This window comes from Micromonospora sp. NPDC049101 (assembly GCF_040648675.1).
Taxonomy (GTDB): domain Bacteria; phylum Actinomycetota; class Actinomycetes; order Mycobacteriales; family Micromonosporaceae; genus Micromonospora.
The window spans coordinates 13657-26070 of the sequence record NZ_JBEZED010000032.1 but is presented as its reverse complement, the minus strand read 5'-3'; the positions used below and the strand labels follow the sequence as shown (position 1 = coordinate 26070).

Annotated in this window: 10 protein-coding genes; 6 read left to right on the top strand and 4 right to left on the bottom strand. The window is 72.6% G+C overall.

Annotated elements, in window-relative coordinates:
- The first annotated feature begins 1 nt into the window (after window position 1).
- On the top strand, window positions 2-481 hold the full coding sequence (locus AB0B57_RS31375; RefSeq protein ID WP_357078150.1) for a PH domain-containing protein: 480 nt from the start codon (window positions 2-4) through the stop codon (window positions 479-481).
- Between the two features lie 85 nt (window positions 482-566).
- Complete coding sequence (locus AB0B57_RS31370; RefSeq protein ID WP_357077982.1) at window positions 567-2096, top strand: PH domain-containing protein; 1530 nt, start codon at window positions 567-569, stop codon at window positions 2094-2096.
- Window positions 2097-2276: 180 nt separating this feature from the next.
- On the opposite strand, the gene AB0B57_RS31365 is transcribed toward AB0B57_RS31370, so the two are convergent.
- Window positions 2277-3353: a phosphatase PAP2 family protein gene (locus AB0B57_RS31365; protein ID WP_357077979.1), complete on the bottom strand. Its 1077-nt coding sequence runs from the start codon at window positions 3351-3353 to the stop codon at window positions 2277-2279.
- A gap of 127 nt (window positions 3354-3480) precedes the next feature.
- Between AB0B57_RS31365 and AB0B57_RS31360 the strand changes: the two genes are divergently transcribed.
- Complete coding sequence (locus AB0B57_RS31360; protein WP_357077976.1) at window positions 3481-3885, top strand: hotdog domain-containing protein; 405 nt, start codon at window positions 3481-3483, stop codon at window positions 3883-3885.
- On the top strand, window positions 3882-4712 hold the full coding sequence (locus AB0B57_RS31355; RefSeq protein ID WP_357077973.1) for an MBL fold metallo-hydrolase: 831 nt from the start codon (window positions 3882-3884) through the stop codon (window positions 4710-4712). The genes AB0B57_RS31360 and AB0B57_RS31355 overlap by 4 nt, the downstream gene beginning before the upstream one ends.
- A 49-nt stretch (window positions 4713-4761) precedes the next feature.
- Here the strand turns inward: AB0B57_RS31355 and AB0B57_RS31350 are convergent, their stop codons facing one another.
- The gene (locus AB0B57_RS31350; RefSeq protein ID WP_357078147.1) at window positions 4762-5697 is read right to left on the bottom strand and encodes a PfkB family carbohydrate kinase; all 936 of its coding nucleotides are present in this window, start codon (window positions 5695-5697) and stop codon (window positions 4762-4764) included.
- Between the two features lie 104 nt (window positions 5698-5801).
- Complete coding sequence (locus AB0B57_RS31345) at window positions 5802-6992, bottom strand: XdhC/CoxI family protein (RefSeq protein WP_357077970.1); 1191 nt, start codon at window positions 6990-6992, stop codon at window positions 5802-5804.
- A 369-nt stretch (window positions 6993-7361) separates the two neighbouring features.
- Here AB0B57_RS31345 and AB0B57_RS31340 point away from each other — a divergent pair, with 369 nt between their 5' ends.
- Window positions 7362-8483, top strand: a complete 1122-nt coding sequence (locus AB0B57_RS31340; RefSeq protein WP_357078143.1) for a lytic polysaccharide monooxygenase — start codon at window positions 7362-7364, stop codon at window positions 8481-8483.
- A gap of 83 nt (window positions 8484-8566) precedes the next feature.
- Here the strand turns inward: AB0B57_RS31340 and asnB are convergent, their stop codons facing one another.
- The gene (gene asnB, locus AB0B57_RS31335) at window positions 8567-10528 is read right to left on the bottom strand and encodes an asparagine synthase (glutamine-hydrolyzing) (RefSeq protein ID WP_357077967.1); all 1962 of its coding nucleotides are present in this window, start codon (window positions 10526-10528) and stop codon (window positions 8567-8569) included.
- A 133-nt stretch (window positions 10529-10661) separates the two neighbouring features.
- Here asnB and AB0B57_RS31330 point away from each other — a divergent pair, with 133 nt between their 5' ends.
- Window positions 10662-12143, top strand: a complete 1482-nt coding sequence (locus tag AB0B57_RS31330; protein ID WP_357077964.1) for an aminopeptidase P family protein — start codon at window positions 10662-10664, stop codon at window positions 12141-12143.
- The last annotated feature ends 271 nt before the right edge of the window (window positions 12144-12414 follow it).

The following is a 12414-nucleotide window of genomic DNA, read 5'->3' as shown; positions in this document are numbered from 1 at the left end:
GTTGGAGCCCTGGCCCGACACGGTCCGCTGGCAGCCGATCTCCACCGATCTGATCTGGGTCGAGCTGATCCGCCTGGCGATCGTGGTCGCCATCGCGTTGGCGGCGACCGGCGTCGGCTGGGTGTTGAGCGACCACTGGCTGTTCGGGCTCGCTCTCGCCGTCGTGCTGCTGCTCGGTGTGTGGCGGGCCGTCGCGATCGGCCGCGCGGTGCGGGCCTGGGGGTACGCCGAGCGGGAGACCGACCTGCTGGTCCGGCACGGGCTGCTGGTCCGCCGGCTCTCCATCGTGCCGTATTCGCGGATGCAGTTCGTCGACGTCAGCGCCGGCCCGTTGGAGCGCGCCTTCGACCTTGCCACCGTGCAGTTGCACACGGCCGCGGCGGCGAGCGACGCCCGGGTGCCCGGGCTGCGCCCGGCGGAGGCAGCCCGGCTACGCGACCGGCTCACCGCCCTCGGCGAGGACCGGGCGGAGGGGCTGTGAGCGCTGCGGCGGGCTGGTCGGGGTGGCAGCGCGGCAGACCTGGCGCGTCCGGCGCGGAGCACCGACCGCGCCGAGGGCCGGCCCGATGAGCGACGGTCCCGCCGAGCCGAGCACCGTGCCACCCGTGGGCCCACCGCCGCACGGGCAGATACCGCCGGCCGACGCGGCCCTCCACGGGCCGGTGCCACCCGCCGAGCACGCCGCCTGGCCGGCGCCATCCGCCGACGCGGCCCTCCACGGGCCGGTGCCGCCGGCCGAGCACGCCGCCTGGCCGGCGCCCCCGGGCGGTGGCGAGGGTGAGCCCCGGCAGCGGCTGCACCCGCTCAGCCCGCTCCTGCACGGCGCCAAGTCGCTGTTCGTGGTCATCGCCGGGTTGTCGTGGTCGACGCTGTCCCGGGTCGGCTTCGGCTGGTTCGCCGCCATGGTGGGGGTGCTGGCGCTGGGCGCGACAGTGCTGTCGGTGATCAGTTGGTACAACACCGGCTACCACGTGGTCGGTCGCGAACTACGGGTGTACGAGGGGCTGCTCTGGCGGCGTACCCGGGCGATCCCGTTGGAGCGACTACAGGCCGTGGAGGTGGTCCGGCCCCTGCTCGCCCAGCTCACCGGCCTGGCCGAGTTGCGTCTGGAAGTGGTCGGCGGCGGCAAGACCGAGGCGCCACTGGCGTACCTCGGGGTGGCCGACGCGGCCCGGCTGCGCGCGCGGCTGCTGGCGCTGGCCGGCCGGGTGACGCAGCAGACCGGGCCGGGCCACGCGGCGCCCGCGGTGGTCCCGGGGGAGGCGGCGCCACCGGTGGCCGCGCCGGGCCGGCCACTGCACGCGGTACGCAACCAGAACCTGCTGGTCAGCCAACTACTCACCCCGCAGGCGTTCCTGCTCCCGTTCGGTGTGGCCTTCGTCGTGGTGCAGTTCGTCACGGCGGGGTCGTGGTCGTTCGTGGCGGTGGCGAGCACGCTGACCGCGATGGCCGGCGTGTTGCTGCAACCGATCCGCCGGGTCCTCGACGACTGGAACTTCCGGCTGGCCCGCGACGGCGGCACCCTGCGGGTGCACAACGGCCTGCTGGAGACGCGGGCGCAGACCGTGCCGCTGGCGCGGGTGCAGACCGTGCGGGCCACCTGGCCGCTGCTCTGGCGGGTGAAGGGCTGGCTGCGGCTGCGGCTGGAGGTGGCGGGATATTCCGTCGCCGAGGCCGACGACCGCAACCGGGCCGACCGGCTGTTGCCGGTCGGTGACCTGCCGACGGCGACGATGATCGTCGCCGAGGTGCTGCCCGGGGTACGCCTCGACACGCTGACGCTGAGCCCCCCACCGCACCGGACCCGGTGGCTGCACCCGCTGGGTCGTCGCGCGCTCGGTGCGGAGCTGTTCGAGGAGGTGTTCGCCACCCGGTCGGGGCGGCTCACCCGGCAGTTGGTGCTCGTGCCGTACGCCCGCATCCAGAGCGTGCGGGTGGTGCAGGGGCCGGTCCAGCGTCGCCTGGGGCTGGCCTCCGTGCACGCGGACACCGCTGGCGGTTCCGGTGCCACCGCCCAGGACCGCGACCTGGCCGAGGCGTGGGCGATGGCCGCCGACCTAAACACCCGAGCCCACCAAGCCCAATCCCAACCCTAACCCCACCCGTTCCCGCCCCCCGCCGCCCCGCCCACCCACCCACCCGCCCGCCCACCCACGGTGATCATGGAGTTATTGCTCTCCGGCCCGGCGTGTCGCGGCAATAACTCCATGATCACCGGGCTGGGGCCGGGGGGCCGAGGGGGGGCGAGGGGGGCCGAGGGGGCGGGGTGGGGGGTGTTAGTGGTCGGCGGGGACTGCGGGGTGGGTGATGGGGGTGTCTGGGCCCCGTGGGGTGGGGGACTCGGGTTGGTTGGGCGGCGGGTCGCTGGGATCGGTGGGCCGTGCCGCCTCGGCGCGCGGGTGGCGGGCCCGCCAGGCAGCCCAACCATGCTCCGCCAGGCCGACCGCCAGGAAGGTCAGCCCCACGTACGCCCAACCGACCAGCACGTCGATCACGTAGTGCTCACCGGAGTAGACCAGGGTGAAGGTCATCGCCAGCGGGTACGCGAGCAGCAACGGCCACCAGCGGCGGCGGGTGCTGGTCAGGAAGAACAGCACCACGAACAGCGCCCACGCGGTGTGCAGCGACGGCATCGCGGCGACCGGGTTGGACGCGATCTGGCCGGCGTTGAGCACGTTGCCGGCACCGTGCATGCCGAACGCCTTCCAGCCCCGGGTGGAGATCCGGGCGACCTCGGTGAGCAGACCGTTCTGTGCTGCCCACCAGGGCGGGGCGGCCGGGTAGATGAAGTAGGTCACCAGGCCGGCGGCGCAGAGGAAGCCCCAGCGCCGCATGTACGCGGCCCAGCGGTGCCGGTCACGCAGCCACAGCACCGCGGCGGCGGTCAACGCGACAACGAAGTGCGAAAAGTACACCCAGCTCGCGGCGATGTCCCACCAGTGCACCTGCGGGTGGTAGAGGTGCTGCTGCAACCAGACGGTGGGCACCTCGCCGCCGGTGGCCCAGCCGAACATGAACCGGTCCGCGACGATCAACTCCATCGCGTGTGGGGTGGCCCCGTTGTCGGCGAACCCGCGCGACAGGTTGTAGACGACGAACAGCAGCACCACCGGCACCCAGTCCCGGGCGAAGCGCAGGTGACTGCGCCACGGCCGGTCGCTGTTCCAGGCGACTGTCGCGGCCCAGATCCAGACGAAGGCGTACGTGGGGTCGGTGGGCAGCCCGATCGCCAGCCACGCGGTGACGAAGGCGACCGCCCACACGCTCATGGCGACGACGCGCCGACGACCCCCCTCGCCGGGCGCGGGCGGGTCGGTCCGGGCGGGGGGCTGGGGGTCAGTCACGACGGCCATCGGGGTCAAGGTTAACGACGGGTACGGCATCGACCGACGGGGACCACCCGGTGGTCGTTGCGGGTGGGTGCGCCCGGATCGCCGGGCGCGTGCCCGACGCGTCCGGTGAGCCCCTAGGCTGGCGAGCATGCAGGAGCAGCCCGAGCCGGCCTTCGCGCCGGGTCTGACGGCCCAGGTCGAGTTGACGGTCACCGACGCGGACACCGCCCAGGCGGTCGGTTCGGGGGACGTACCGGTGCTGGGCACTCCCCGGGTGCTCGCGCTGGCCGAGGCCGCGACGGTCGCGGCGACGGCGACCCGGATGCCGGCGGGGTCGACGACGGTGGGGACGCGCGTCGAGCTGGAGCACCTGGCGCCGACCGTGGTGGGCCGGACGGTCCGGGCGCAGGCCCTGCTGGCGACCGTCGACGGTCGCCGGCTGTCGTTCGAGGTCACCGTCAGCGACGGTGACCAGACGGTGGCCCGGGGTCGGGTGGACCGGATCCTGGTGGACCGGCAACGCTTCGTCGAGCGGGCCGGGCGGGCGTCGTGACGGCCGGCTTCGTCGAGGTCGCCGACCGGGTGCACGTGCTCCGCGAGCCACTGCTGCGGGTCAACGTCACCCTGATCGTCGGCGACGACGAGGCGCTCCTGGTGGACACGCTCTCGTCGGCCGCCCAGGCCGCCGAGCTGGCCGCCGCCGTCCGGGCGGTCACCGACCGTCCGTTGACGCTGGTCAACACCCATCACCACTACGACCACTGCTTCGGCAACGCGGTCCTGGCCGGCGACCCACCCCGCCCGGTGTACGCGCACGAGCTGGCCGCCACGGCGTTGCGCACCGACCCGGAGCGGCTGCGCCGGGAGGCGTACGAGGAGTTGCGCGCGGAGCACCCCGGCCTCGCCGCCGAGCTGGCCGACACGCCACTGCTCGCCCCGACGCACACCGTGCGGATCGAGACGTCGCTCGACCTGGGTGGCCGGCGGGTGCTGCTGCGCCATCCGGGGCGGGGGCACACCGAGGCCGACCTGGTGGTGCACGTGCCGGACGCCGACGTGTTGATCGCCGGGGACCTGGTGGAGCAGAGTGGCCCGCCCGCCTTCGAGGACTCGTACCCCCTGCGGTGGCCGGACGCGGTCGCGGACCTGCTGCGGCTGACCAGCGCGCGCACGGTGGTGGTGCCGGGTCACGGCGATCCGGTGGACGTCGATTTCGTCCGCGCCCAACACGCCGACCTGGTGAAGCTGGCCTGGCTGATCCGGGCCGCGCACACCGGCAGCGCGCCGCCGGAGAGGGTGGCCGCCGAGGCGCCCTTCGGTGCCCGCGCCGCCCTGATCGCCGCCCGCCGCGGCTACCGCGAGCTGAACGGCGAGGCGTAACCCGCCGCGCCCGAGGGCGGGGGGCGCGGGAGCGCGCCGGGCCACACAGCTAGCGCGCGAAGCGGCGCTCCACTGCGGCTCGGGTGGGCATGGCTGTCGCACCGCCGGGGCTTTCGCAGACCAGGCCCGCCACCCGCAACGCGAACGCCACCCGCTCGACCCAACCTGCCGGGGAGTCCGGTTCGCCGTCGGTGAGCAGGTCGGCGATCAGCGCGGCCAGCACCGAGTCGCCGGCGCCGGTGGCGTCGATCGCGTCGACCTTCGGGGCCGGCACCCGGACCGGGTCGGCGTCGGCGGCGGCCAGCACCGCACCCGCCGCGCCGAGCGTCACCACCACCGTGGCGGCACCCAACTCGCGCAGGTACGCGGCGACCCCCTCAACCGGCTCGCCCGGGTAGAGCAGCCCGGCGTCCGCGGCGCTCAGCTTGACCAGGTGCGCGCCGGCGGCGAACTCGGCCACCAGCTCGCGCAGCCCCTCCAGCGCGGCCGGCCCGTCCAGCAGCCGAGGGCGCACGTTCGGGTCGAAGACCCGCAGGCCGGTGGCGAGCGACCAGGCGCGTCGGGCGGCGGCCAGCGTGCCGGGCTGGAGCAGCGCGACGGAGCCGCAGGAGAGCACGTCGGCGCCCTCGACCAGCGCGAGATCCAGATCGTCGGGGCCGAGCAGGCCGTAGGACGGCGGCTCACCATAGAAGCGGAAGTCGGGTTCCGGCCCGGCGTAGGTGACCACCGCGAGCGTGGTCGGCGCCGGCACCGTCACCGCCCCGGCCACCCCGACGTCGACCGAGGTCAGGAAGGCGCGGATCCGGCCGCCCAGCGCGTCGTCGCCGAGCGAGCCGACGAACTGTGCCGCACCACCGAGGCGGGCCACCCCGACGGCGACGTTGAGCGGCCCGCCGCCGATCGCCTGCCGGTAGACCCGCTCCCCGTCGCGCTCGCTGTCGAGCAGGTCGACGAGCGCCTCGCCGAGCACCACCGCGTACCCCATGCCGTTCCTCTCGTCGTCGCCCACCACCGCACCGAGCCGATCGCCGTGCCACCAGGCTGGCACAACGCACGGCCCGCCGGGCGCCGAAGGCGGCGCACCGCGCGCTACCCGGGCGGGTGGACCGGCCCGTTGAGCGCGGCGAGGGGGCGACCGCTGCCGCCCCAGCGGGCCGCGACGATCTGCGCGGCCACACTCACCGCGGTCTCCTCCGGGGTACGACCACCGAGGTCCAACCCGATCGGGGACGCGAGCCGGGCGAGTTGCGCCGCGCTGAGCCCCGCCTCGCGCAGCAGCTTGTGCCGCTCGTCGTGGGTGCGCCGCGAACCCATCGCACCGACGTACGCCAACCGGTGGCGCAACGCCACCGCCAACAACGGCACGTCGAACTTCGGGTCGTGGGTGAGGACGCACACCACCGTCCGCCCGTCGGCCCGGCCCGCGTCCAACTCCGTCCGCAGGTACTGGTGCGGCCACCGCACCACCACCTCGTCGGCCTCGGGGAAGCGCCGTGCCGTGGTGAAGACCGGCCGGGCGTCGCAGACGGTGACCCGGTAGCCGAGGAACGCGCCGATCCGGGCCACCGCGGCGGCGAAGTCGATCGCCCCGAAGACGATCATCCGGGGTGGGGTGGCGTACGCGGTCACGAAGAGGCTGACGCCGCTGCCCCGGCGCTGCCCGTGGTAGCCGTACCGGAGCATCCCGCTGCGCCCGGCGGCCAGCAGCCCGAGGGCGTCGACGCGGGCGGCGTCGTCGAGCCGGTCGTCACCCAGCGAGCCGATCGCGACAGGTGGCCGCGTGGTCGTCGTCGGCGCGGCCGTCGGCCGCTGGCCGGTCAGCACCAGCCGCCGACCCAACCGGCGAGCCGGATCGGTCGGCACCGCGCCCGGTGGGTCGCCGGCATCGGCCGCCACGCAGGTCACCACTGCCGCCGGTTGGCCGTCGCGGCGGGCGGCGGCGACCGCCTCCACCTCCGGCAGCGCGCTGCCGTCGACGCGTTCCACGAACACGTCGAGAACGCCACCGCAGGTCAGGCCCACGGCGTACGCGTCGTCGTCACCGATGCCGTACCGGATCAGCTCGGGTGTGCCGGTGTCCAGGACGCGGCGCGACCGTTCGTAGAGGTCCGCCTCGACGCAGCCGCCGGAGACGCTGCCGGTGACCGTGCCGTCGACGGCGACCGCCATGGTCGCACCGGGCGGCTGGGGCGCGGAGCGCCAGGTGGCCACGACGGTGGCCAACGCGACAGGTTCACCTTCGCGGCACCGGCGGTGCACCTCGTCGAACACGTCCGGCACCGCCGCTGCCCCTTCGTCGCATCGTCCCCGTCCGCAGGATATGGCGTTCGAGGGCGGCCGGTGGGTCAACTGATCCATCGAGGAACGGCTATTGCGCCGCGGCCGTGTGGCGTGGTGGGATGAGGTGTACCGGGCGGTGCGAGGGCTGCGGCGCCGCCGGTTGCCGGGTTCGTCACACGCGAGGGCGCCGGTCCTGACCGGACCGTTGATGGCGCACGTCCACCGGCCGATTCCCCGCCGGGGCACGTCCGCTGTGCTCACCGCACCGCTCACATCAGCGGGGCGAGCAGGCCACATCCCACCCGATCGCGACGGGGCGGCTCGAGCAGCGCGCCTCGCGAGTCAGGAGAACCCGTGAATCGTTCCCGTATGGCCGCGTTGCTCACCGCGGCCATGACCTTCGCGCTGGGAGCTGTCGCCCTGGCGTCCAGTCCCCAGCCGGCCGCCGCGCACGGCGCGGCGATGACGCCGGGCAGCCGCACCTACCTGTGCTGGCAGGACGGCCGCAGCCAGACCGGTGAGATCAGGCCGAACAACCCCGCGTGCTCCGCCGCGGTGGCGCAGAGCGGGGCCAACTCGCTCTACAACTGGTTCAGTGTGCTGCGCTCCGACGCTGGCGGCCGCACCACCGGCTTCATCCCGGACGGGCAACTGTGCAGTGGCGGCGCCACCGGTTTCCGCGGCTACGACCTGCCGCGCACCGACTGGCCGCTGACCCACCTGACCGCCGGGTCGCGGCTGGACTTCAAGTACAGCAACTGGGCGCACCACCCGGGCACGTTCTACTTCTACGTGACCAAGGACAGCTGGAGCCCGACCCGGGCCCTGGCCTGGAGCGACCTGGAGCAGCCGTTCCTGACGGTGACCAACCCGCCGCAGCGCGGCTCGGTCGGCAGCAACGACGGGCACTACTACTTCAGCGGCAACCTGCCGTCGGGTAAGAGTGGCCGGCACATCATCTACTCCCGCTGGGTCCGCTCGGACTCGCAGGAGAACTTCTTCGGTTGCTCCGACGTGACCTTCGACGGCGGCAACGGTCAGGTGACCGGGGTGGGCCCGGGCACCGGTTCGCCGTCGCCCGACCCGACCACGCCGCCGCCGGACCCGACCACCCCGCCGCCGGACCCGACCACGCCTCCGCCGGACCCGACCACCCCGCCGCCGAGCCCGACCACGCCAGCGCCGGGCGGTGACTGCATGGCGGTCTACAAGGTGAGCAGCACCTGGCAGGGCGGCTTCCAGGGCGAGGTCACGATCATGAACCACGGCAGTACGCCGTTCAACGGCTGGACCGCGAGGTGGACCTGGCCCAACGGGCAGGCGATCAGCCAGATCTGGGGCGCCACACAGACGTCGTCCGGCTCGTCGGTGACGGCGACGAACGTCAACTACAACGGCACAGTCGCACCGGAGGGCACCACCACGTTCGGCTTCCTGGCCAGCAGCACAGGGACGAACGGTCTCCCGACGGTCACCTGCGCCCGCAAGTAGCCGCCACCACCCACTGAAATGACCAAGAGGTCTGCGTCACCGGAACTGCTCCGGATGACGCAGACCTCTTGGTCATCAGGGTGTCAGCGGACCATCGAACCGACCACCGGCTTCGTGAGCAGGGCGGACTGGTTGCGCTGGATGCCCGGGTCGAGGGTCTTGGCCACGAAGATCGCGTGCCAGATGCAGAAGATCAGCACCGTCCACACCTTGCGGGAGTGGTCGGCTTCCTCCCGCTTGTGCTCGTCGAGCAGCCGCAGCGCGTACGACAGGTCGAGCAGGTCACCCGCACCCGAGGTGCTCAGCACGTGCCGGGCCCACTCGTACATCTCGCCGCGCAGCCAGACCCGGGTGGGGGTCGGGAAGCCCAGCTTCTTGCGGTTGACGATGGCCGGCGGCACGACACCCTGCAACGCCTGGCGCATCGCGTACTTCGTGGCGTCGGAGCGCGGCGGCAGCTTCAGGTCCACCGGGATCTTCGCCGCGACGTCGAAGACCTCACGGTCGAGGAACGGCACCCGCACCTCCAGCGAGTGCGACATCGAGATCCGGTCGGCCTTGACCAGGATGTCGCCCCGCAACCAGGTGTAGAGGTCGACGTACTGCATCTTGGTGACGTCGTCCAGCTCCGTGCACTCGGCGTAGATCGGGGCGGTGACGTCGGTGTAGCGCACCGAGGGGTCGTAGCGCCGCATCAGGTGCTGCTTCTCCTCCTCGGTGAACATCCGCGCGTTGCCGTAGTAGCGCTCCTCGATCGGGGTGGTGCCACGCTCCAGGAAACTCTTGCCCTTGACCCCCTGCGGGATCGCCTTGGAGACCGCGCGCAGGCCCTTCTGCACCCCGCCGGGCAGACCGTTGACGGTGCCCAGCGACAACGGCTCCCGGTAGATCGTGTAGCCGCCGAAGAACTCGTCCGCGCCCTCACCGGAGAGCACCACCGTGACGTGCTCGGCGGCCTTCTTGGCCACGAAGTAGAGCGGCACCAGCGCCGGGTCGGCCACCGGGTCGTCCAGGTGCCAGACGATCTTCGGCAGCGCGTCGATCATGTCCTGCGGACCGATCTTGGTGGGGATGGTGGTGACGTCCAGGTGCCGCGCCGACTCCTGGGCGACATCGATCTCCGAATATCCCGGTACGTCGTAACCGACGGTGAAGGTGAGGATGTTCGGGTTGAACTCCCGGGCCAGCGCGACCACCGCCGTGGAGTCGATGCCGCTGGACAGGAACGAGCCCACCGGCACGTCCGAGCGCATGTGCATGCGCACGCTCTCCCGCAGCGTCTCCCGGATCTCGTGGTACAGCTTCTGCTCGTCGTCGACCGGCGCCGGCCGGAACACCGGCCGATACCACCGCCGTACGTCGATCCGCCCGCCCGGCGTCCAGGTCAGGTACTCCCCCGAGCCGATCCGGCTGATGCCCTTGTGCAGCGTGCCGGGCTCCGGCACGTACTGCAGCGTCAGGTAGTGGCTGAGGTTGGCCGCGTCGACACCCGCGTCACCCTGGTAGTTGCTGTGCGCGAACGGCAGCAGCGCCTTCTTCTCCGACGCCAGGTAGAGCCCGTCGGCGGTCTCCAGGTAGTGCAGCGGCTTGATGCCGAAGTAGTCCCGGCCACCGAAGGCACGCCGCTCCTGCCGGTCCCAGATGACGAAGGCGAACATGCCGCGCAGCCGGGTGAGCACCTGCTCGCCCCAGAAGTGGTAGCCCGCGACGATCACCTCACCGTCACCGGCGGTGGCGAACTGGGCGCCGAAGTTCCTGATCAGCTCCTCGCGCAGCTCGATGTAGTTGTAGATCTCACCGTTGAAGGTGAGCAGGTAACGGCCGTTCGCGTACGGCAGTGGCTCGTGGCTCGACGCGACGTCGATGATGGCCAGCCGCTTGTGGGCGAACACGCCGTCCGCGTACCGGCCGGAGGCGTCGCCGACCACCTCGACCCCGGTCTCGTCGGGGCCGCGGTGGTGCAGGCATTCCAACGCTCCGGCGATGTGGTCGCGATGCGCTGCGGCGTTGCCGTTCGCGCTGAAGAAGGCCAGAAGTCCGCACATGGTGGCCATCTTTCCACGCGCGCTGTCGACCCGTCGCAGCCGTCCGTCGATCCACCCGACTCCCGGCGGGCGGCAGCGGAAACCGGGCTCGCGGTACGGTCGGGATCAGCAACGAGGCGGAGGGAGCGGCGCAATGACCGAGGGACAAACCGACGGTACGCCGACAGACGGCACGGAATCGCACGATCCGGACTTCCCGGAGGCATTCCTGTCCTTCATGCGGCAGGGCTGGCGCGACACCGCGCTCCCCGTGACGCCCCGTCCGGAGACGCCCAACTACGCCAAGCGGCGTGCCGCGCTCTCCGCGGCCTTCCCCGGCGAGACACTTGTCATCCCCACCGGCACCGAGAAGGTCCGGGCCAACGACACCGACTACCCGTTCCGGCCGGGCAGCGACTTCGCCTACCTGACCGGCGACCACGACGCGGACAGCGTGCTGGTGCTGCGCCCGAACGGCTCCGGGCACGACGCGACGCTGTACATGCGGCCCCGCTCATCCCGGGAGACCGACGAGTTCTTCCGCAGCCGCAACGGCGAGCTGTGGGTGGGCCGGCGGCACACCCTCGGCGAGAAGTCGACCGAGCTGGGCCTGCCCACCGCCGACCTGACCGGCCTGGAGGCGACACTCGCCGACCTGGCGCCGGGGCGTACCCGGGTGTTGCGCGGTTTCGACGCCCAGGTGGACGCGGCCGTGCGCCCCTACGACGGGCCCCGCGCCGAGGGCCAGCCGGCCCGCGACCGGGAGTTGGCGATCGCCATCTCCGAGATGAAGCTGGTCAAGGACGAGTGGGAGATCGGCCAACTCCAGGACGCGATCGACGCCACTGTGCGCGGTTTCGAGGACGTGGCCCGGATCCTGCCGGCCGACCGCCCGGTCTCCGAGCGGCTGCTGGAGGGCGTCTTCGCGCTGCGGGCCCGACACGACGGCAACGACGTCGGGTACAGCTCGATCGTCGGTGCCGGCGAGCACGCCACGATCCTGCACTGGGTGCACAACCACGGCGCCACCCGACCGGGTGACCTGCTGCTGATGGACATGGGTGTCGAGGGCCGCAACCTCTACACCGCCGACGTCACCCGGGTGCTGCCGGTGAGCGGCCGCTTCACCGCCCTGCAACGCCAGGTCTACGACATCGTGTACGCCTCACAGCAGGCCGGCATCGAGGCCATCCGGCCCGGGGTGAAGTTCAAGGACGTCCACCTGACCTGCATGCGGGTGCTCGCCGAGGGCCTGGCCGAGCTGGGTCTGCTGCCGGTGAGCGTGGACGAGGCGATGGACGAGAAGTCGACGATCTACCGGCGGTGGACGCTGCACGGCTTCGGCCACATGCTCGGCATCGACGTGCACGACTGCTCGAACGCCCGCAAGGAGACCTACCGCGACGGCGCGCTGGGCGAGGGCTACGTGCTCACCGTCGAGCCGGGCCTGTACTTCCAGCCGGAGGACGAGCTGGTCCCCGCCGAGCTGCGCGGCGTCGGCATCCGGATCGAGGACGACGTGCTGGTCACCGCGACCGGCGCGGTGAACCTGTCGGCCGGGCTGCCGCGCACCTCCGACGAGGTGGAGACCTGGCTGGCCGAGCAGCGCGAGGCCGGCCCCCGCCTGCCCGGCTGACCGCACCGGCACGACCGACACCGACTACTGCGAACCTCACCGCCGGGCCGCGACGTCTCGACGTCCGGCCCGGCGCGGTAAACGCCCCGCCCCGCCCGGCCGACACCCCGCCCGGCCCGGCCGACGCCCCCGCCGGCGCGTGATCCACTCGGTTTTCTTGAAATCGCGGTGTCCGGACCCCGCCGATACCGCGTTATCAAGAAACCCGCGTGGATCACGCTGGTCCACTCGGCCCGACATCCACCCGGCCTGGCATCCGACCTGACGTCAA